Annotated in this window: 17 protein-coding genes and 1 pseudogene; 13 read left to right on the forward strand and 5 right to left on the reverse strand. The window is 54.6% G+C overall.

Annotation, left to right across the window (positions count from 1 at the left end):
- The first annotated feature begins 548 nt into the window (after positions 1–548).
- A complete protein-coding gene (locus tag Q0915_RS04450; protein ID WP_299473809.1) occupies positions 549–758 on the forward strand; it encodes a cold-shock protein in 210 nt (69 codons plus the stop codon).
- 116 nt (positions 759–874) lie between these two features.
- Positions 875–1,111: a hypothetical protein gene (locus Q0915_RS04455; protein ID WP_299473812.1), complete on the forward strand. Its 237-nt coding sequence runs from the start codon at positions 875–877 to the stop codon at positions 1,109–1,111.
- Positions 1,112–1,121: 10 nt separating this feature from the next.
- Here Q0915_RS04455 and Q0915_RS04460 read toward each other — a convergent pair.
- Positions 1,122–1,304, reverse strand: a pseudogene (locus tag Q0915_RS04460) (transposase); the annotation flags it as partial.
- A 506-nt stretch (positions 1,305–1,810) separates the two neighbouring features.
- On the opposite strand from Q0915_RS04460, the gene Q0915_RS04465 reads away from it, so the two are divergent.
- From Q0915_RS04465 to Q0915_RS04480, 4 genes are all read left to right on the forward strand, one after another.
- Positions 1,811–2,077: a hypothetical protein gene (locus Q0915_RS04465; protein ID WP_299473815.1), complete on the forward strand. Its 267-nt coding sequence runs from the start codon at positions 1,811–1,813 to the stop codon at positions 2,075–2,077.
- Positions 2,078–2,225: 148 nt separating this feature from the next.
- Positions 2,226–2,387, forward strand: a complete 162-nt coding sequence (locus tag Q0915_RS04470) for a hypothetical protein (protein WP_299473818.1) — start codon at positions 2,226–2,228, stop codon at positions 2,385–2,387.
- Between the two features lie 82 nt (positions 2,388–2,469).
- Positions 2,470–2,712 (forward strand): 30S ribosomal protein S21, encoded by a 243-nt coding sequence (gene rpsU, locus Q0915_RS04475; protein WP_299473821.1) that lies wholly within the window; start codon positions 2,470–2,472, stop codon positions 2,710–2,712.
- A 1,071-nt stretch (positions 2,713–3,783) separates the two neighbouring features.
- Positions 3,784–4,050 carry a DUF1488 family protein gene (locus Q0915_RS04480; protein ID WP_299473824.1) on the forward strand — a complete coding sequence of 89 codons (267 nt, stop codon included), beginning with the start codon at positions 3,784–3,786 and terminating at the stop codon, positions 4,048–4,050.
- A gap of 387 nt (positions 4,051–4,437) precedes the next feature.
- Here the strand turns inward: Q0915_RS04480 and Q0915_RS04485 are convergent, their stop codons facing one another.
- Both Q0915_RS04485 and Q0915_RS04490 read right to left on the reverse strand, forming a co-directional pair.
- A complete protein-coding gene (locus tag Q0915_RS04485; RefSeq protein WP_299473826.1) occupies positions 4,438–5,493 on the reverse strand; it encodes a hypothetical protein in 1,056 nt (351 codons plus the stop codon).
- Positions 5,494–7,455: 1,962 nt separating this feature from the next.
- Positions 7,456–8,292 (reverse strand): transglutaminase family protein, encoded by an 837-nt coding sequence (locus Q0915_RS04490; RefSeq protein WP_299473829.1) that lies wholly within the window; start codon positions 8,290–8,292, stop codon positions 7,456–7,458.
- A 507-nt stretch (positions 8,293–8,799) separates the two neighbouring features.
- Here Q0915_RS04490 and Q0915_RS04495 point away from each other — a divergent pair.
- From Q0915_RS04495 to Q0915_RS04505, 3 genes are all read left to right on the forward strand, one after another.
- Positions 8,800–11,583, forward strand: coding sequence for a hypothetical protein (locus Q0915_RS04495; protein WP_299473832.1), 2,784 nt, complete (start codon positions 8,800–8,802; stop codon positions 11,581–11,583).
- A 376-nt stretch (positions 11,584–11,959) separates the two neighbouring features.
- Positions 11,960–13,927 carry an ATP-binding protein gene (locus tag Q0915_RS04500; protein WP_299473835.1) on the forward strand — a complete coding sequence of 656 codons (1,968 nt, stop codon included), beginning with the start codon at positions 11,960–11,962 and terminating at the stop codon, positions 13,925–13,927.
- Positions 13,928–14,128: 201 nt separating this feature from the next.
- Complete coding sequence (locus tag Q0915_RS04505) at positions 14,129–16,435, forward strand: cytochrome P450/oxidoreductase (RefSeq protein WP_299473838.1); 2,307 nt, start codon at positions 14,129–14,131, stop codon at positions 16,433–16,435.
- Between the two features lie 535 nt (positions 16,436–16,970).
- Here Q0915_RS04505 and Q0915_RS04510 read toward each other — a convergent pair.
- Complete coding sequence (locus Q0915_RS04510) at positions 16,971–17,096, reverse strand: hypothetical protein (RefSeq protein WP_299473841.1); 126 nt, start codon at positions 17,094–17,096, stop codon at positions 16,971–16,973.
- Between the two features lie 85 nt (positions 17,097–17,181).
- Here Q0915_RS04510 and Q0915_RS04515 point away from each other — a divergent pair, with 85 nt between their 5' ends.
- From Q0915_RS04515 to Q0915_RS04530, 4 genes are all read left to right on the forward strand, one after another.
- Positions 17,182–17,514 carry a ribbon-helix-helix domain-containing protein gene (locus Q0915_RS04515; RefSeq protein ID WP_299473844.1) on the forward strand — a complete coding sequence of 111 codons (333 nt, stop codon included), beginning with the start codon at positions 17,182–17,184 and terminating at the stop codon, positions 17,512–17,514.
- Between the two features lie 68 nt (positions 17,515–17,582).
- Entirely contained in the window at positions 17,583–17,978 is a 396-nt protein-coding gene (locus Q0915_RS04520) for a VOC family protein (RefSeq protein WP_299473847.1), read from the forward strand.
- A gap of 21 nt (positions 17,979–17,999) precedes the next feature.
- Positions 18,000–18,524 carry a Twin-arginine translocation pathway signal gene (locus Q0915_RS04525; RefSeq protein WP_299473850.1) on the forward strand — a complete coding sequence of 175 codons (525 nt, stop codon included), beginning with the start codon at positions 18,000–18,002 and terminating at the stop codon, positions 18,522–18,524.
- A 21-nt stretch (positions 18,525–18,545) separates the two neighbouring features.
- On the forward strand, positions 18,546–20,117 hold the full coding sequence (locus Q0915_RS04530) for a GMC family oxidoreductase (protein ID WP_299473854.1): 1,572 nt from the start codon (positions 18,546–18,548) through the stop codon (positions 20,115–20,117).
- Between the two features lie 63 nt (positions 20,118–20,180).
- On the opposite strand, the gene Q0915_RS04535 is transcribed toward Q0915_RS04530, so the two are convergent.
- Positions 20,181–21,116 carry a T6SS effector amidase Tae4 family protein gene (locus Q0915_RS04535; RefSeq protein WP_299473857.1) on the reverse strand — a complete coding sequence of 312 codons (936 nt, stop codon included), beginning with the start codon at positions 21,114–21,116 and terminating at the stop codon, positions 20,181–20,183.
- Between the last annotated feature and the right edge of the window lie 12 nt (positions 21,117–21,128).

Raw genomic sequence — 21,128 nt, forward strand, 5'->3', positions numbered from 1 at the left:
TGGAATCTTGAGTGCCTCCAGGTGACTTCTGAGGTAACAATCCGTCTTTCGATCTAGGGTTGCCTGTCGAGACCTGAACGCTTGCGTATCGCGGCAATAACTTTGGCGTGGGGGGCGAAACGCTGACGATCTTATCGGCCCATCAACGTTTCTTACTATTTGTCTGAAACTATGGTGTTTTCTTTTCGCTCGCGCAAAGTGGATAAGGCTCTGCTGGCGTGAAGATGAAAGCCAAGCAACAGATCAACATGCAGCCCTGAATAAAATCAACGTCCACATGTGGCGGCTTGTGGACATACGCTGAGATGCGAACGTGGGCACGGTCTATCCACTTCTGTCCTGCGCCATCTGTTAAATGAAGCCTTTCGACAGGCCTTGTTTCGACCGTGTTTCGCACCTATATAGCCGACATCGATTTTGCCTGACGAACTTTGTTTCTGCGCAAACGGCGCTTTGAACGATCTTCCCTCTCAACGTCGACCTATTCGCTGCGGTGTGCTTCAAGGCGCACCGCGCAAGTTCTAATGACCGATTGAAAGGAAGTCGTTATGACCATCGGAACAGTAAAATTCTTCAACGCATCTAAAGGCTATGGCTTTATCCAGCCAGAAGATGGTGCCAAGGACATTTTTGTCCACATTTCAGCCGTCGAGCGCGCCGGAATGCAATCGCTTGTCGAAGGCCAGAAAGTCAACTTTGACGTGGTTGAAGACAGTCGCTCCGGCAAGTCTTCCGCAGACAATTTGAGCGAAGCCTGATTCTTGTCCCCGGTCCCTGACCACGGATGTACTGGCACGGACTGTGTAGGACGGGTAGAAAGGTCGGGAAAATCCCGGCCTTTTTTGCGTGCCGAACTCTTGAGGAAGCGAGAGCAATGACCTCCGCGAACAAACCAAGCAGACTTGGGAAGACGCAGCGGATGAATGCTGAGTCCAAGGCCGAGGTGACCAGACAAATTTCATCAGAGATCGCACAAACTGAGGCCGAGCAGCGACGTCTCAAGACCGAGAAGCTCAAGGCTGCCCGACTTGCGTTGGAAGAAAATTCGCCGCTTGCCAAAACAGGGAACACTTTGAAAAAGAGGGCGGATAACAACCCGAAGGTCAAGTAGTGAGATCATGATTCTGGTATTCGAGCTGCTTACGTCGCCAGATCACCGCAACGCCCATTCCTGCATAGACTTTCTTCCAGCGATAGAAAGTTGCCTCGGCAATACCCATCTTCCGACAAATCTGTCTTACCGCCGTGCCGGTTTCAGCTTGCCTCAATGCGATCTGCTCATCTGAAAACCGTTTCTTCGGCATCAGGACACTCTCCCTTCATCAGAAATGTACCAAGAATTCGCACTCAATTCGGACCACCGCAAAGGGTGAGGACCAATGTGCTGTGTCCCATCTGGCCGATGTTTTCCCGCGCCGGTGGGTGTGATTCATACGTTCCTTGCTGTTCTCTGTCCCAAGGGTCTTTTTTCTCAAAGCAATTCTTAAGTTGTTTGTAGAAACATTGTTTTATAGAGTGTCGACTAAACTTGGCGTTATTTAGTTTTGTGAATCTGTTGAACTCAAAAAAGCTGACTGTTCTATCGACTAATCTGTTTTCTGTACTCCCACAATTTCCTTGCATATTCAGGGGGAAGGTCCACAATAGGCGTGGCTTAAAAGGGGTCTCGTTTCGTTCCCAATCATATAGCGAGATCGTAAAAGGAAATCGGAAGACAATCCGTGAGTTCCGAAAGCTCGTGGAAGATGCGGCGGCAAAAAAGCCGGTCGTAGTCCAGTTCCGAGCGGCCGGTGAATAAGGAAAACTGAATTTGGCTGTAAGCACTATCGCCGACCTCGGCCTGGCCGAGCGGCAGCGGCGAACTTTGAGTGAGGCAAACTACACCAGACTAACGACAATCCGGGCCATAGCCATTCCCGCGTCGCTCGACGGTGCAAACCCACCGGGCATCGGCCTTACGGTAACCGGCAAGATCCCGGCATTCCCCCTGCCTTTCTCGGAAAATCTGGAAGGACGGCGATCGGTCGTGGGCACAGGTCTTGGCGCTGACGCGCGAATTGGTGATCCAGATCTCTGAGAGTGTCAAAACCTATGGCCGGCATATCAAGCTCCGTGAGGCAGTCATTTATGGGTGCCGCCGGAGATCGCACAAGTATGCTTCGTAAGTTCACGCGAGAACAAAACCATGAACCCCTCGGATAAGAGGGCAAGAGGATAGGTTAATAATGCCACGAAAGCCCAACTACAGCTTTGAGCGGTCCGAGCGGGTCAAGTCGAAAGCCGCTAAGAAGGCAGAACGCCTGAAAGCCAAAACTGAAAAAGCGGAGGCTCGCAAGGCTGGGCCTGAGGATGAGGGCGAAGTCGAAAGCCCCGCTAAGGGCGAATAGCTAGCCTTTATCAAGTATCTGAAAAACATGAGATGACAGTCTCAAGAACCAAACGAATCCGCCAGCAAGGATTGGAAATCAATTGCAAGTTATTGTACGAAACAATGACGTGGACAAAGCGCTTCGGGTCCTTAAAAAGAAGCTCCAACGGGAAGGCGTTTTTCGGGAAATGAAGGCCAAACGGGCCTATGAAAAGCCATCTGAAAAACGCGCTCGCGAAAAGGGTGAAGCCATCCGGCGAAACCGCAAGGCGGCCCGTAAGCTCGCCCAGAGGGAAGGTCTGTTACCGATGAAGAAACGGGAAGCCCCTGCTGGTCGAGGATGAGGTTGACAGCTATCTCGCGTTACGAAGCTGATAGAATGCTTTGTGGACCTGGGACGTTTGCGAGAAATCGGCTTACGCAATGTTGAGCGCTGGCCTCCTCAAAGACCGGTTTTGACAACTGACCTTGTGGCCAATGCTGCTCTTTCTCGACCTGAAAGGCCGCCGTGTGATCAACGGGATCATTCGCGACTTAACGCGATCGTTGATCCCATCGGCGACAAACGTCTCCTTTGCGCCCCATTCCGTTCATGCGTTGGCATTCGATCTGATCCCTACAGCAGTCGTTTCTTGATCTTCCACAGTGGCGAAGTTTGTATTCATGCGACATCTATTCGCCAAATCGAACCAACAAAACATCCAATGCCAGGTTTTAGTATTGGACATTCCAAACCACATGGCGCACGATGCGTAGTGGAAAAGCCGACTAGGTTTCAGAATCAAGTTGACAATTCAAAGATCCCAGGCCGGGTTTGGTTGTCATTGAACTCTTTCCTATTAGAGTATCCAAACAATCGATCTTCATGTGTCGCTCGGAACTGGCGAAAAAGGATCGTATACAGCGAAAAGAAGCCTGTATTCTTATCTCCTTCACTTACGTGCCCGGTTGGAGTGACCGAGCCGACTAAGACAGTGTCGGTTCATTCGACGAAAAATTGAAAACCGCAATACCGGTGCGATTTGTCTGGTTGCACAAAAGTTGGAGTCGAATTCCAACTCAATTTTGCTTTAGAGCACTGATAGCGAAGCATCAATTTGAGCTGCAACAAGAAGAAGAAAAGCACGACCGGTAAATTCAGGCGACCATGGCTTTGGGTTTTGGAAAGCCACTTAATTGAACGCCGTTGCGTCGGGAAAGCATGTACGGGAGGCAGGCGGCAGTCACCCGACAGGTGACGACTGGAAACATAATTGGAACCAAGGAACTGAGATGACATGCACATCTGACTGCAGCTCAGATCTAAATGCCATACCTTCGCCATTGATAACCAAGACCCACACTATCTCCCAAAAGCCGGGGGCTTCTGTGTCCAGAAAAATGAATAAATCCCGATCGTTGATGGAGCATAAATAATGGCATTGAGCTTTCCAAATCAAAGCCGAAGCTACGACCCGGGGAGACAATCAATTCGTTTCACAGGATACGACGGGGTTTTTGAAGTTTCCGTATTTGTTGATGTCGCAATTCTCAAGGCAGCGACGAAAGAGTGGTTGTCGGACGAAGCTCAGTATCTCGCCGTGTTCGATCAAATGCGAACCGAAATTGAACAATCCACCCGCAAGACTTACTCCCGCAAGCCAAGAGCCACCGTTGTGCTCACAGCGGCCAATGCAAAATAGGTTCCAGACCGCACGCAGCAGACATTCGCGTTGTTCATGGTGCATGACCTGGGCAGTCGGAGGCGCGATAAACACGCATGTTTCGGTTGACGGGAGGCAACCCAGTCGAATGAAACCAAATAATTCTGAACTCCCAATAGGAAAAAGCAAAGGCCAAAGGGCAAAAGGCTGGCAATCGCGAACGTAAAAAGCCGAATAAATTGAAAACGAGAATTGAAACGATTGCCCCGACAGCACCGGTTGTGGCCAAGGGAGTTTTTGTCTCCGGTGTAAGATTACATCGAGACTAATTCATTGAAATTTTCACGGCATACAGGCGAAACTTTCGGCACGGGATACAATTGAAACCCGAAGCCGAAGGTCTTTACGCCTCCTGACCCGATAGCCCTATTGAACTACCGTCGCAGAAGCACGTTTCAGACCGATCTCTACGATTTTTAGAGCGACTTCTGAATAAGTTAGGCCTATGGGCGCTTTTAGTGCGTCGCCGGATGAATTGAGATATGACAAAGCTCGTGGAAAGTAGCTGCTTCCGGGCGTCATACCAGGTACGAGGTTGGCTTCCAAAAAATGAGGCGTTCCATACTCATCAAGTTTGATATCAATTCGTCCAAAATCGCGTGCATTGAGCAAGTCGAAGATCTTCGATGCAGTCAGGCAAAGTTCGCTATGAAGCGGTTCCGGAACGCGCCTGAGTAACTCTTCATTGTCTTGTTTTGCCTGATAACCCAGCAGCCGATCGCCATTGCAGTTTTTTGGAGTTGTGATTTCCAACGGCATGACATATCGCGCGTTGGATTTAGGGTCGTCCAATATCGCAATTGTATATTCTTTTCCTGAGAGTTCTTTTTCAACCAGCGCGGCAGTTCCGAACGAGGCGAAAATACTGCCGACTTTGGACTGATAGCCCTCAAGGTCCCGAACTATCGAGAATTCGTCGACGCCATTTCCATTTGCAGCACTGATCGGCTTTATAAACAACGGAAAACCGAGCGGAAGATCTACCTCTTTCTTATACTGGTCCGGACGCGCAACAAAAAAGCTGGCCGTTGCAATGTTAAAATTCTGCAAAAGCGTTTTCGCCTTGCTTTTGTTTGAATCGAGTTCTAAAGCGCTCCTCGTAGACCCGGTAAAGCTAATAGTTTTGCTTGAGAAGAAATCTGACAACCATATTCTTTCATCGGTACCTTCAACGATGATATACTTGCTGCATAATACAACTAGATCGGGTGCTTCCTGTGCAACTTTGTGAAGCGATTCGATGTTGGTCACATTGTGGAAGGATACGTTCTGGTATACTTCGCTAATTGCTTGAAACAGAACTTCGCATGTTTCAACTGAACCAAATCCGGTTTCATTATGATTTTCGCTCACTGATGTAATTATTGAAATTCGCTTTGATTTTTTTTCTTTTTTTTCTTCAGTTTTGCTCATAATATTCATGTAATACTCTTTTCAGCCTACTGCTCACGACGTTGAATCTCAATAAATCAGTCTTAGGCCATAGAACCATTGCCTATCGCCAAGTAAGACTGTTCACGATGAAGAAATCATAGGTTGCTACTTTAGAGTACAAGTCGCATCTACTCTCCGAAATGACCTGTTGCACGCCCATGCGTTCCCGGAATAGTCGATGTGAGCGTTTTCTGGCACAACTACAGGAATGCAATTGTTCGCCAGTTTTTTGTAGTTGCGTTTGCATTTCCAACCATCGTCGAAAGTATTTCCCGATAGGTACGCATTTTCAGGAAGTGTAATTGGAGAACAGGATTCGCCCGTTTCCATGTACCCCCTATTGCACTCCCATCCTTTTCCGTAGGTTGCGTGGGTCAAGTGCGCATTCCTCGGCGCAACTGGTCGCAAACACTCGTCATCCACAGCACGATAGGGAAACTCGCACTCCCAGTTGTCACCGCGCGAATTCAGGAAGCCGTTGAGAGGTACGGTGATAGCGAGACAATTATTGCCGAAGGTCTTGGAAAAGCCTCTTTCACAGTGCCACCCCGTTCCGGATGAATTTAGGAACGCGTTTTCAGGAACGTGTACGGGGTCACAGCTACTACCATCGCTTACAAATCCTCTTTTGCACTCCCATCCTTTCCCGTATGACTTGCCTGTAAGGAAGGCATTGTTGGGAACTTGGACTGCGAGACACTCTTCTCCTTTCTGATAAAATCCGACCGAACACTTCCAACCATCGCCAAAATTGTCTTTTATCGCATTTTGAGGGATCGGCGTTTGCGCTTGCAAGCTCGTTCCGAGGAAGAAGATCGTGCAGATAACCCAACAAAATCGAAGATTAATTCCAGCTAGCATTTTGTGTCCCAGGTGGTTGAGGTTGTCAGATATTGTCGATCATTCGAATATTGGTAGAAAGTTGATCGAGTCCGCTGATTAAACCGGTTTTGCTTCGGAAATATTTCTTATTCTTTGATTTAATCTTGTTTGGCGCCTAATTTTTCCTGCGATTATTTTCAAGATTTTTCTTTTCGCGGTGGAGTAATTCTCTGCTAGCCGTCCTCGCCGAATGTCTTTTCCCGCAATGTGCGGTTCTGACGATTGTCGGCCTCCTTTAGCGAAGCCAATTGGTCTTCCGTAACAACGCGCTCATAGGCTTCTCCGGAGTTTCGGACACGGTACTGGGGGAACCCATTTCGTGCAGGTAGCTGGGCGACAATTCGATAATTCTGGTCTGGAATAGGAGATCCTTTTGGCCCTGGCCTAATCTTGACTGTCTGTCCAACTTTAAACTGATGCATATGCGGTCTGCTTTTTTCACCGGAGGGTTTTGTCTGCCGTTTTCTTTCATCCGACTTGCGAATTCGACCTTCCTCCGAAGGCCGAAAAAACGATGAACTTCCGTTGCTGGAGCGCCATGATCTGATGGCGAAATCCAACAAAAGACACACAAGGCCCGTCGGCTGGGCAAAAAACTAAGTTTATGCCAAAGGCAAAACCTTAGTTTTGGGACCGTTTCGTTTTTGGAAATTCTTCAAACTCGGAAGCGTTCAGCTTACGGGGGTATTTTCTTTCGCATCCCCGTTTTCTTCCACGGACCACATTACACTTTCTCAGGAAAAAAGATACTCAAAAATGAGGAAAATAAAATAAAAATCCCATATTTTTCTTAGCGCAAAAAAACAAAAAATCTCTCTTTAATTAAAGAATTAAAATTTTTATTTCAAGTTTATTTAATGAACCATGTATTGCGTGAGTTATGCAGGAGGGAGTTTCGATAATTCGTATGCTTTTCTTTCTCGGTGCAAGCTGCTGAGTTGCTTCCAGTCGTGAGCCTACCTAGTTTCACTAGGCGCAGAGCAAATAGCGAAGTAGGACTGCAGGCGTCAGCTAAGAGCTTGATGTCCAATCCCTTCAGGTTCTGCGTACATAGACATTCGCCGTCTACTAATTTTGTCCACGCGACAATTCGGCTTTTTCCTCGACCTTGTCTATCCAAACTTCAAATCCACTCAGCTCATGGCGCCCAAAGCTATGTGTCAAAGGAACGTCTGCGGCGTCACGGCCGCGGGCAATGAGCACCCGTCCGAAACGGGTGTCGTTGTTGCGCGGGTCAAAAACCCACCATTTGCCTCCAAGGTAAACTTCCATCCAGGCAGCGAAATCCATCGGAGCGTAAGGTGGCTGCTGCCCAATATCGCTGACATATCCGGTGCTGTACCTCGCTGGTATGTTGAGACAACGGCACAAAGCAATCGCCAGATGAGTGTAGTCTCGGCAAACTCCTATGCCTTCGTTTAACGTTTCAACCGCAGTTCGGGTTGCCCGCGAATGTTCGTATCCGAAACGCACATGCTTATGAACGAAGTCGCAGACGGCCTGTGCCCGCTGCCAGCCTAGAGGGAACTCGCTAAAGTGTTCCCACGCGAAGTCGGAGAGCACATCGCTCTCGCAATAGCGGCTTGGAAGGAGGTAAGTGAGCACGTCGCCTGGCAACTGCTCGACTGGGTGCTGTTCAGCGGCTCCATCGACGGGATCTGAGAGACCGGTGTCTCGAATCAAGCCTTCTGTGGAAACGACAAAACGCCCCACAGGCGCATTGACACGGTTGCACCAATTCCCAAAATCATCACGGTATGCCTCGATTGCAACCGATGGATCCGTCACCAGAAGATCAGGCTTTTCGAGATCGCTTGCTCGCGAATAGTGCACGTTGAGCATCAGGATCATTGGTGTTGGTGCGGGTAGTTGGAAAGTAAGCCGGCATCCAAGTCGCATACGCATTACTCTGCACCTGACTTTTGCAACATTTCGTCGACCAAGAGGCCAAGAAGAAATCTGTCGGGACATGTCCGATCTGTAGATCAAATCACGAATCTGCGTGAAGCGATAGGTGTAAGAAACGTCTCAGTGTGCAGTGACGTTATGGACGAACCTTCCGCCGATCAATTGTCCGTGCGTGGTCCATGTTGATAGTCTGTACCTGCCCGACTTGAGTTCACCCCTTTCTAGTCCGTGTTTCATTAGACTCTTTGCCATCCGGATCGTCGATCAACCTTGCTGTGTGCCAGTTTTCGAACGGCTCTTGCACGCCTCTAAGCGCAAGGAAAAGCTATCTGAGCCTGTCCTTCCAGACGTTGCGTCAAATTTAACTCTGTTGCCTGATCTTGAATATTCTGGCACTGCTCCCACTATGAATTGCGACATGACGCAGACATATGCCCGAGTTCCCGTTTTGAAAAACGTTCCTCGCTGGTTCCCCGGAGCCAGGCGCGGCGAAGTCGTCGGCGCATGAAGAAGGGACCTGAAAACGGGCCGCTCATGGGCCGGCGGACCTTTCTTGGTGCGACGCTAGGTGCCGGGGCATTGCTCAGCAGTACGTCGTTGTCGACGGCGGCGGGAGCGCGTCTTGCGACAGCGGAACAGTCCTCGATCACTCACGAGGGTATTACATTCACCACCAGTGTGCCGGTTCGGTTCGGGGCATTCGTCAATGGCTGGCCGGTGGCGATTTCGGATCGCAGCTTCACGATTACCATGACGCCTTCTTCGGGCGACCTACAGGGCGACGGGCGCATCGGGAATGGCGTGATGCAGGATCCGTTCATCGACTGGAGCGGCGACGGTGAGCAGGGCTTTGAGGCCTATATAGGTGAGGGCGGAACAGGCACAAAAGCTTCCGCGACGCCCTATAATGACAAGCTCAATCTGCGCAGCATAGAAATCAATGCAGGCGATGAAACCAGTATTGTTGCCGCGCCGCGCATTGCCAGGTTCGTTGACGAGACCTCCTGGCAGACGATCAGGGCCTATCCAACACTGACCGTATTGGCCGAGCCGCCCTTTGAGGATGCCTTGCCGCCGGCACCTTCGGCCACCGCGAAGTCGATGCCCCGGGCAAGCGAGATCAACTGGAATGTCTTTCGCCAGATCAAAATGCCCGCCGGATATCCGACGCTTGTGGCAACGTCCACCAATCTGCCCAGTTCGCTCGGGATCTATGGGCAGTTTCCCAGAAAAGGCGAAAACCTGCGGCGGTTCCGTCTCGATGTCGCGATTGGCAACACCAAGTCGAACTATTCGGGGCATATTATCGAAGGCTACATGCAAGCCTGTTTCAGTCTGCTCGATGACCGGTATACCGAGGACCAGAAAGCCCCGTTGCTTTACAAGATTATCGGTTTCGGCAAGCAGATCGACGAGATCTTCATCCGCTCCGGCTTCAATGACATGTTCCTGTTTTCCGGTGCGGGCCAGGGCCTTGCGTGGTACCCCTTCTGGGTGATTGCCGGGTTTGCGCTACAAGATGGCGGCATGCTGGCCCGGGCGGCGTTTGCGCGCACGCAGTGGGACCAGACCTACTGGGTTGACCAGGACCGCATCGATAGTGCCGTTCCTGTCGGCAACTTCACCAATATTCCCCAGGGCTGGTTCCAGGAAATGCTGGGCATGCCGATGATCGCGCCAACCGGAAATGACAGCAATCTCGACAGCCGTTACGGCGAGATTGCGGGGCGCGGTGTCGCCTGGGAAGCCCTGTTCTTGATGTTCCTTCAGGACGGGCCCTCCGGCGAGACTGGGTATTCCTGGCGCTTGCAGGGCGGGGCCGATGACAAGTCCAATCCGCGGGCATCCGTATTCGGCTTCATGGACCGGATGCGCCTGATCGATCCTACGCCGCAGCTCTATACACCGGGACCGCTCTGGAACGTGCTCTACGACAAGTTCCACTCGCTCGGCCTTCGCGCAAAATGGACCGGCGTTCCCGATCAGCCCCATCTTGGCTACAATCCCGGCTTCCAGGGCAATCCGGGCGATTTCTTCAAAGGCGGTGACGGGCAGATCAGCTGGGACTATTCGCGGAGGGGCGAATATTCATCGCTTCCGATCCTCGAACGCGCCGTGCGCTACAGCCTTGATGGCCGGCAATGGGTCGCGCAGACTGTTGACGGCAACACAGGCACAATCAACGGCCTGATCAAGGGGCAGGCCTATTATTGCGGTTATCGCCTGCGCAACCAGGCGGGCTGGGGTCCGTGGTCGCAGAACTACCGGAAAATGACCAAGGACAAGGCGGATCGCAATGTCGTTGCAACAAAGGGAACGGACAGGAACAGCGAACCCGTCAACACGGTTGCCCCGAAACTTCTGGAAAAACTGCTGCCCAACTGGGACGAAGACCCCGGGAACTGGGCGGAGATGGCCGATCAGGAGGTTCTGACCGAAGCGGGCAAGGTCTATGCCTGCGGCCTGGGCGACTGGACCGGGTTTCCCGCACCGGCTTTCTCGTTCCAATGGGTCCTCAATGGCGAACCGGTCAGAGGCGCCACCGACCCGACCTACACAGGGACCACGGATGGCGACCCTCTGCTTTGCCGTTTGACCGCGTCGAATGCTGTCGGCACGCCAGCCGTCATCAATGTGGGCAATTCCAGCAAGGTGACGCGCCAGGCCTCAAGCGTTCAGGTGGTTCAGGCCGTGACCAGTTCGGATCAGGCTCCCGATGGTGTGCATGGCCTGACGATACCCGCCGGCATCCAACCGGGGAATCTGCTGGTCGCCGCATTCAGGACAGCGGCACCGGGCATTCTGCCCGTTGCGCCAAAGGGCTGGGAGAGCGTCGGCAGCTCGCCTTACATTCATGTCTTTGCAAAGGCCTTGGACGGAACGGAGGCCGGGACAAACGTCAGCTGGATGCAGGCAGCGGGAGGCAGTTCGTCCTGTTTCGGCCTTGCTGAAATTTCCGGAGCATCCGGGCGCGTTGAAGTGGCTTTCTCCGAGACGCTGGATCCGCCGCCGATCAGTCCGGCAGGCGAGGCGGCCGATACGGTCTTTCTGGTCCTGTCGTCTTCTCAAAGAACGATCTTCGATGTTACCGATCCGCCTCCGAATTACGAGCCTGCTGAGCCGATCGAAGCTCAAAGCACGCCAAAAGCTTCTACCAGCGGGGCCCACTGTCAGATCGGGTTTGCACACAGATCGCTTGCTAAAGCAGGTCCGGAAAAGCCAGGCGCGTTCGGTTGGTCCGGCGCGGTGCCCTGGGCCGTTGCTGGTTGCACGATCGCGGTCAGGTGAGGTCGTGATGCAAGCGGGTTGGCGAGGCATGACATAGCAGACAGGCCTCCGGATCGCGCCTGTGACTTTTGCGCAACTCACGCACAGGAACGTATCCATATTGAACTTAACGGTTGAATTGAAATCTGTGTGCCGTTACGTAGCGTCCCGTTGGCGCTGCGAGACAGCGCATAGGAGAAGTGCATTGCTGGATCAAATCACCTTATCGGGTCCGCGCCCAGGCGCTTTCCAGTCTCTGCTGTAAGCACATCCCAAGTGCTGCGGTCGGGATCGGAATTTCGCCGACTGCGCAAACCCCAAACAAACAAAATTTACTTCGGGTTCGAAAGCACCATCACGTGCGCCGTGTGAACCCGTATGGGGACATGGGACACTCATGAACGAATATCAGCTGGTGAAGGCCATGCTGCTCCACGTGAGCCGCGGGCTTTCCGACGATGCTCCTCTGGCGCAAGCGCTCAGAGACTGGACACTGGACAATCTGGCCTGGCTCGACCTGGGCCTTGTCAAGAATGAAACAAGCAACTGGAAAAGCTTTCAGGAAGCGTTCCGGCGCTGGCGCTTGTCTGAAGCGCCGGTACCCTACGTGATGGAGATTTCGGACATGCTGTCGGAACTCCTGGAACTCGATACCGAAAACAGGGTTTTGCTGGCTTTGCTCATCGGCTGCGATCGCTTGCCGAAACTAAGCAGCCTGACCGACGTCATCACCGGAAAAGGGGTCGATCTTCCGGTCTTGCTCGCAGAACTCTGCGGTGTTTCTGCGCATGATGCCTTGCGCTTTGTCCGGCGCAGTCCGGTGTTCCGCCTGGGTCTGATCGGATTTCAGATGAATCGCAGAGGGTCCGTTTCTGTCGACGTCAAGTGGACGCTTGAAACACTGCTCGACCGTGCTCCGAGCCAGGGCGAGGAATTTGTCGATGCGCTGGTTGGTCCGCGCCACGAGACCGCTTTGTCGATGAAGGATTTTGCCGAAGTGCCGGATGGGGCTTTCATCGTGCGCCTTATTTCCGGAGCGGTTGCGAAACGGTCAAAGGGGGTCAACATTTTGATCTACGGTCCACCTGGAACGGGCAAGACCGAGTTTTCGCGTGTCATTTGCCGTGAGGCGGCCTTGCGTCTGCATGCCGTGGGCGAAATCGACGAAGACGGGGAAGAGCCGACACGGTACGATCGTGTCAGCGCCCTCATGCTTGCGCAACGCATTTTGAAGGACAAGAAAGACGCTGTTGTCCTGTTTGACGAAATGGAAGACTTCATCGGAAACAGCCAGCGCAGTTCAGGCGACTGGATGACACGCCGGGAAGGCAGCAAAGTGTTCGTCAATCGCGTGCTGGAAAACAATCCTGTGCCGATTATCTGGACAACGAATGCCGTCGGCAACATGGACGACGCGATCATCCGCCGAATGAGTTATGTGCTGAAACTGGATTATCCCTCGCGCAGCACCAGGCAACGCGTTGCCGAGCGTATCTGCAAAGATGAAGGCGTGGCCTTTTCCAGTTCGCTTGCAACCCTTGTCGAAAGTGCTCCCGAAACGACAACAGTTCTGCGTAACGCTGCCAGGGCGTCCAAACTCGCCGGAAATGGCGGGACAGTCGAAGAGGCCGTTTCCGCGCTTGTGAAAACGCTTCGTGGCGGCGACATGCCGAACCGGGTTTCGACGGAAATAGACTTGGCGCTCTATAACACCGAACCTTCCCTCAAGGTTGTTTTGGAAGGCATTGCCGAATGTGGCCACAGCGACGTTTCACTCTTGCTGAGCGGTCCGCCGGGCACAGGCAAGACGGCGTTTGCCCACCACTTTGCGGCACGCCTGGACAAACCGCTGCTTACCAAGCGTGCGTCGGATTTGCTTTCAAAATGGGTTGGGGGAACCGAGCGTAACATTGCCGAAGCATTTGCAGATGCGCGCAAGGAACAGGGTGTTCTGTTTTTCGATGAAGCCGAAAGCCTGATGTTCGATCGCGGTTCCGCGCGTACGAGCTGGGAAGCCGGGCAGGTCAACGAGCTGTTGTCATGGCTTGATCGTCACGACCAACCGGTTCTGGCGGCGACCAACTATGCGTCGAAGCTGGACGCGGCGACCTTGCGGCGGTTTGACTTCAAGTTGGAGCTGAAACCGCTCGACCGGGCCGGCTTGGCAAAGGCTTTTCGTGTCTATTTCAACATGAATGCGCCGGCAGAGATCGCAGAGATGCGAAATTTGACCCCGGGCGACTTTTCGGTCGTGAGAAAGCAACTCCGCTTCAACAAGAAGGCGACGCGGCAAGACATCACACGAGCGCTGGCAAAGGAAGCCAAGATGAAACCTGGGTCGTCCATGACGATCGGATTTATCTGATGCAGAAAAGTGGAGGCCGGGTGTTGCGAACACGGGTCTCCAGATACCCGCAACTCTTCAGGGATTGCGGCTTGGACAGGTGCTCACACGATTGTGCCAACTCGAACAAGCGGCGAGGACAGCTTACCGGTCGCCTCGATCAGCGTTCTTTCCTATTTTGACGCCGTGTTGCAAACTGCGCGCGTTTGATGAGGGGAGATCATGACGGGTTCCGAGAACGCGGACAGTGCCACGGCGAATGGCGGACAATGCCCGCTGTCGCGCATGGCGGCCGAGTTTGATGCCTTTTCAGGGCCTTACCAGGCTGATCCTGCCGACGCCTTGCGCTGGTCCCGGGACCAGTTGCCGGTGTTCTTCAGTCCCAGGCTCGGCTACTGGGTCGTCAGCCGGTATGAAGACATCAAGGCGGTTTTTCGGGACAACATCCTCTACTCACCTTGCATTGCCCTTGAGAAAATGACGCCGGCGCCACCGGAGGCGATGGAGGTGCTGAAGGGCTATGGCTATCAGCTGAACCGGACGATGGTGAACGAAGACGAACCGGCGCATATGGAGCGCCGGCGCGTTCTGATGGACCACTTTCTGCCCGAAAATCTGGAAGCCAAGCAGGAGATGGTGCGGCGGCTGACGCGTGCGAAAATCGATGCGCTCATCGATAGCGGCCGGGTCGAGCTCGTGGATGCCATCCTTTATGAGGTCCCGCTGAATGTCGCGCTGCATTTTCTGGGCGTTCCGGAAGATGAAATCGCAACTTTCCGAAAATTCTCGGTTGCGCACTCTGTCAACACCTGGGGCAAGCCGACCGACGAACAGCAGATCGCGGTCGCCCATTCCGTCGGCCAGTTCTGGCAATATGCGGGCAAGATTATCGAGCGTATGAAGCTGGAACCGGATGGCACCGGGTGGATGCACGAGACGATCCGCAAGAACGCAGAGATGCCGGACGTCGTCACGGACAGCTATGTGCATTCCATGATGATGGCGATCATCGTGGCTGCACATGAGACGACGTCGCTCGCATCGGCGAACATGTTCAAGACGCTTTTGACCCATCGGCAGGCCTGGGAGGACATCTGCGCAGATCCGAGCCTCATACCCAATGCCGTGGAGGAGTGCCTGCGATATTCCGGATCGATCGTTGCCTGGCGAAGGCAGACGACGGCTGCAACAAGGCTCGGCGACGTCGACCTGCCGTTAGGGGCCAAGCTGCTGATCGTGCAGGCCTCCGGCAATCGGGACGAGCGCCACTTTGAAGACGGTGACCGGTTCGATATCTACCGGGACAATGCCGTCGATCACCTGACATTCGGCTATGGCAGCCATCAGTGCATGGGCAAGAATATCGGCCGCATGGAAATGCGGATCTTCCTGGAGGAATTCACCCGGCGGCTGCCTCATCTTCAGCTCGCAGAGCAGGAATTCGCATATTTGCCTACCACGTCGTTCAGGGGACCGGAGCAGGTCTGGGTCGAGTGGGATCCCTCCGGCAACCCGGAGCGGCATGATCCGCAGATCGCAGACAACCAGAAACACTTTCAAGTCGGTCCGCCATCTCGCCGGGACATTGCACGCAAAGTTAGAGTGGCGGATATCCGCTCCGAGGCGGACGGCGTGATCGGGGTAACTGTCGAAGATGCCGCGGGCCGGGTCCTTCCAGGCTGGAGCGCTGGCGCTCATATCGAGCTCTGCACTGACGGATACGACCGCAAATATTCATTGTGCGGGCCGGCTGACGCAAACGGGTACGACCTCGCGATCCTGCGTGAGGAAAACGGACGCGGCGGTTCGCGTCACTTCCACGATACGCTTGTGAAGGGGACGGAGCTGCGCCTGCGCGGTCCCAGCAACCTGTTCCGTCTCGATGAATCGGCTTCCCACTTCGTCCTGTTGGCTGGTGGCATCGGAATTACGCCGATTGTCGCAATGGCGGATAGATTGAAACTTTTGGGCAAGACCTATCAGGTTCATTACTGCGGAAGATCGCGCCGGAGCATGGCATTCGTTGACCGCCTGCAACAGGATCATGGTCATTGCCTGACTGTTCATGCAGGTGACGAGGGGAGGCGCGCCAATGTCCAGGCGATCGTCGAGGGCCTCCCGGATGGCGGGCAGATCTACGTTTGCGGCCCGGAGCGGTTGATCTCCGCGGTCGAAAAGTGGACGGCAGATATGCCTGAGGGCACATTTCATTTCGAGCATTTCACGTCCAATGCCACCGGTCTCGACCCGGACAAGGAAAACGCCTTCGAGATTGAATTGAAGGACTCCGGACTGACCTTGACCGTTGAAGCCAACCAGACACTGCTCGACACGCTTTTGTCGGCCGGTATCGATCTGGCCTGCGACTGCAGGGAAGGTTTGTGTGGTAGCTGCGAAGTGGAGGTTCTGGAAGGCGAAATCGACCATCGCGACATGGTTCTGACGCGCGCTGAACGCAGTGAAAACCGTCGGATGATGTCCTGCTGCTCCCGCTCGCTGCGTGGCGGTAAGCTCAAGCTTGCGCTTTAGACAACACGCGTCGGCGCAAGAAGCCATCCTTCGAGACAGCGCTGCGTGCTTCCTCAGGATGAGGTCTTTGGTTCATTGTTGTCATCCCGGCCAAGCGCAACGCGAGCCGGTATCGGGGAGGCTGAGGCCCGGCGGGTTTCCCGTCTCGCCGCGTCAGATCCGGGCTCCCCAGCCCCGGATCTCCTCTACGGGTCGTCCGGGGTGAGAAGAACAGCATTATTTTCCACTTTGCTGTCCCGGACTTTGATCCGGGACCTTGGCCCACTTGGGCTCGAGACAATCATTCGAATCCGGCCCCGGCTCAAGGCCGGGGCGGCGTTGAATGTGTCGCCGAAACATCCACCTTCAGCCTCGTCCTGAGGAGGCCGCAGGCCTGTCTCGAAGGATGGGGTGAATACTCCGAGTGCGCGGCCCATCCTTCGAGGCTTCGCTTTGCTACGCACTTCAGGATGAGGAGGAATTGCAAGAAACTCTGAGGCTCAATCGGGTCAAATCAATGAGTTGATGACGACGGAGATGGCCGGAGGCAGCAATGTCAGCCCTTTTTGATCGGGGGCGTGCCATTCCTTATCTGCTGAATATGCTCTTCTGCGTTTTGCATCAGCGCGTAGTCCGATGCCTCGCGTTGCAGTGACTGGTGCTCAGCCGGTCTCTGGATCATAATGATCGCCTTAGCGTGAAAACACGTAAGCCAGTGGAGCATTTTTTGCTTTGCGAGCCGACAAACTGACACCGGGAGGAACAATATGTGTCAGATCTTTGCAGGACAGGATCCTGAGCGTTACGCCACACAGACCCGAAGCATGCGCCTGAACGGGCAGAGTACGAGCATTCGGCTGGAGAATGCCTTCTGGGAGATTATCGACGAGATTGCAAGGCGCGATAACGTTTCCACCCCGACTTTCATATCCACGCTCCATTCAGAAGTCCTGCAATTGCGCGGCGAGCCGACAAATTTCACATCGCTTTTGCGTTGTGCGTGCCTGAAATTCATCGAAATTAACCCGGGTGTCCAGGTGCAGGAAATGGTTGCCGAATTCGAAAGCGGCGCGCCGGAGAAAAAGCTCTCCGTGGTATAAGTATACCACCCGATCGGCATTGCACCCTCTAGCCTTCCGCCAAGTCATAGCAGCGGGAGGGCGGTCTTTTGGCCAAAGCAATACACTCTATGATCCGCGTCCTTGACGAGGAGCGGTCACTTGCCTTCTACGAAAAGGCATTCGGTCTGACCGTCAAGGATCGCCTGGATTTTCCCGAATTCGCTCTCATTTACCTGAGCAATCCGGAAAGCGAATTTGAGCTAGAACTCACCGTAAACAAGTCGCAGAGCGAGCCTTACGAGCTCGGCGACGGGTATGGCCATTTTGCCGTCTCCGTCACCGACCTTGCAGCTGAGCACGCGCGCTTTGAAGCCGAAGGGCTGAATCCCAGGAAACTTGTCGAATTTGCGCCGGCCGGTGAGCTGGTGGCCCGGTTTTTCTTTGTCGCGGATCCCGACGGCTACCAGATCGAAGTGCTCGAGCGGGGAGGCCGCTTCAAATAACCAGAAGAGGGAGGAGAGGAAATGACCAAGGCAGACGGGCCAAAGGGGCTCAGCCGCAGGCAACTGCTGTTAAGCGCCAGCGCTGTTGGTGCATCATTCGCGATAGGATCGGGCTTCATTGCAGCCAGGGACGCGGCCTGGGCGACGGAAGTCAGCACTTTGAAGCCGGAAACCTTCGCAACGCTCGTGCAGATGGCACGTGACATCTACCCCCACGACCGTATCGCGGACGAATTCTATGTGATAGCGGTCCAGGGCTATGACAACGCTGATCTGGCCGAGGAGGTCGAGGCCGGAATAGCGGCTCTTAATGCCGCTGCTCGCGGCAAGGGCAACGCCGGTTACCTGGATACCGGTTGGGAACGCGACCGGGTGGACATCCTGCGCAACATGGAAGAAAGCCCGTTTTTCCAGAAGGTCCGCGGGGGGCTGGTAACAGGTCTCTACAATCAGAAAGCTGTCTGGCCGATCTTTGGATATGAAGGCGAGAGCTATTCCAAAGGCGGTTACGTGGATCGCGGCTTCAACGACATTAACTGGCTTTGAGCCATAGGGGAGGACAGAACTATGGCTGCACCTTTTGATCAGAACGACGACACCGTCGTCGTCGTCATCGGCACAGGCGCCGGTGGCGGCGTACTGGCAAACGAACTGGCCCAGAAGGGCGTCAGCGTTGTGGCGCTGGAAGCGGGCGGACGGTATCTGCCCGATGACTACGTCAATGACGAATGGGAGAGCTTTGGCCAGCTTGCCTGGGTGGACCCGCGCACGACCAGTGGTGACTGGCGCGTTGCCAAAGACTTTTCCGGCCTGCCGGCCTGGATCGTCAAGGCCGTTGGCGGTACGACGACGCACTGGGCAGGGGCGTCCTTGCGGTTTCAGCCGCACGAGTGGAAAGCTGCGACGACCTACGGCGGCGTTCAGGGCGCCAACCTGCTGGACTGGCCGATCGAAGCAGAAGAAATGGAACCTTGGTACGCCAAGGCTGAGGACAAGTTGGGCGTCACACGTACGAACGGACGTCCCGGACTGCCGGGCAACAACAACTACCTCGTATTCGAAAAGGGAGCGCGGGCGCTCGGCTACAAGGACGTTCATACCGGACGCATGGCAATCAATGCGGAGGACTTTGACGAGCGTTTGCCGTGCCAGCAAACCGGTTTCTGTTTCCAGGGATGCAAATGGGGGGCAAAGTGGTCGGCCGCCTATACCGACATCCCGCGCGGCGAAGCGACCGGCAATCTAGAGGTGCGTGAAAACGCCCATGTCGCCCGCATTTTGCACAACCAGGACGGCAAGGTGACGGGCGTCGAATATTTCGACAAGGACGGCAACCTGCAAATGCAGAAAGCCCGCATCGTCTGCGTGGCGGGCAACTCGTTCGAGTCGCCGCGAATGCTGCTTAATTCGGCGTCAGCCATGTTTCCCGACGGACTGGCGAACTCATCCGGGCAGGTCGGACGGAATTATATGCGCCACATGACCGGATCCGTGTATGCCGTTTTTGACAAACCGGTCAAGATGTGGCGCGGAACCACGATGGCAGGAATCATCCAGGATGAATCGCGTCACGACCCGTCACGCGGTTTCGTCGGCGGATACGAGATGGAAACCCTCGCACTCGGTATCCCGTTCATGGCGGCCTTCCTTGATCCGGGAGCCTGGGGACGTGAATTTACCTCCGCACTCGACCAGTATGAGAACATGGCAGGCATGTGGCTGGTTGGCGAGGACATGCCCCAGGAAACCAACCGCGTGACTCTCAACAATGACGTAAAGGACCAGTGGGGCCTTCCCGTTGCCAATGTGCATTTCAGCGATCATCCCAATGACATCGCGATGCGCAATCATGCCTACAAGCAGGGCGCTGCCGTCTATGAGGCCGTCGGGGCGACACGCACCTTCCCGACACCGCCTTATCCATCGACGCACAATCTGGGCACCAATCGGATGTCGGAAAACGCAAGGGACGGCGTGGTCAACAAGTGGGGCCAGACCCACGATATTGCGAACCTCTTCATTTCCGACGGATCGCAATTCACGACGGGTGCGGCCGAAAATCCGACGCTTACGATCGTGGCGCTCGCAATCCGGCAGGCGGACCATATTGCCAGGGAGATGAGCGCGGGAACGCTCTGAACACCGATTTGTGCCGGGGACCATTGGCGTTCCCGGCACAATTTGCCAAAGCAGGTATTGCACCTAACTCGGGATCTCGAGAAACAGCAATTCCCTCGGGATGTTTCTGAACCAACGGCTGCTCGACGGACCTTCACCGGCGTCGCGCTCACCAGGTCCGTTGTAGTCAAGCCGGTCGTTCATGACCCTGGAGCCGTCCCAGAAATCGATATGATCGCCTGCGGAGCCGTCGGCCCGCTCGAAACAATCCTCAAAATAGATGATCCCCGGACGGTCTGTCAGCGCACGCTCGATCTGCTCCGCGGTCATGGAATTGCTGCCCCGCTTGGAATACCGCTGGAAGCGCCAGAACTCCTGCAGGTAGTCGATCAGCCGCGAGGCGCTGGCATTGTGGGCAACGCCGGTGCCGCACCTGCGATTTGAAGCTGTGTGGGTATAACGGATGCGCGTGCGGTCGAAATGAAATCCGATGTCACAGCGCATCAGGGCGACGCTCATGCGGATCGCGCACTGGTTGGTGATGCCCTGGCCGCAGGGAAGTCCGTTGACTTCTCTGAACTGCCGGTATTCACGCAGGAGAACGGCAGCGCTCGGCAACCTGACACCGTCGGGTCCAAGCGTCTGGCTTGTCTCCGCGTGAGGTGTCACGACCGGAGCGGGCGTGATGCTGACCGTTGCCGGTTCATGTGGCGCGCGCTCGTCGAGCGCCTGCCAGGTCAAGCGGCCTGCAATTCCGTCGCCGCGGCCGCCGTCTTCGGCCTGACCCGCCATTGCCTGAAACCTTGCAACGCCTGCGACGGTCTCGCCGCCATAATCTCCGTCGAGTGTTCCGTCTGGCCGAATGGACCGGCGCAGTGTCGCGGCATTTACAGCTATCAGCGCATTTTGAAGGATACGGACGGCCTCTGCGTCCCGTTCTCCGCGGCGCATGGGTGGCGCATTTTCAGCGGCATCTCTTATTCGCGCATTGTCGCGAAACAATGGATTGGTGAGTGGCATCTTTACGTCCTT

The organism is uncultured Roseibium sp. (genome assembly GCF_947494555.1).
Lineage (GTDB): Bacteria > Pseudomonadota > Alphaproteobacteria > Rhizobiales > Stappiaceae > Roseibium.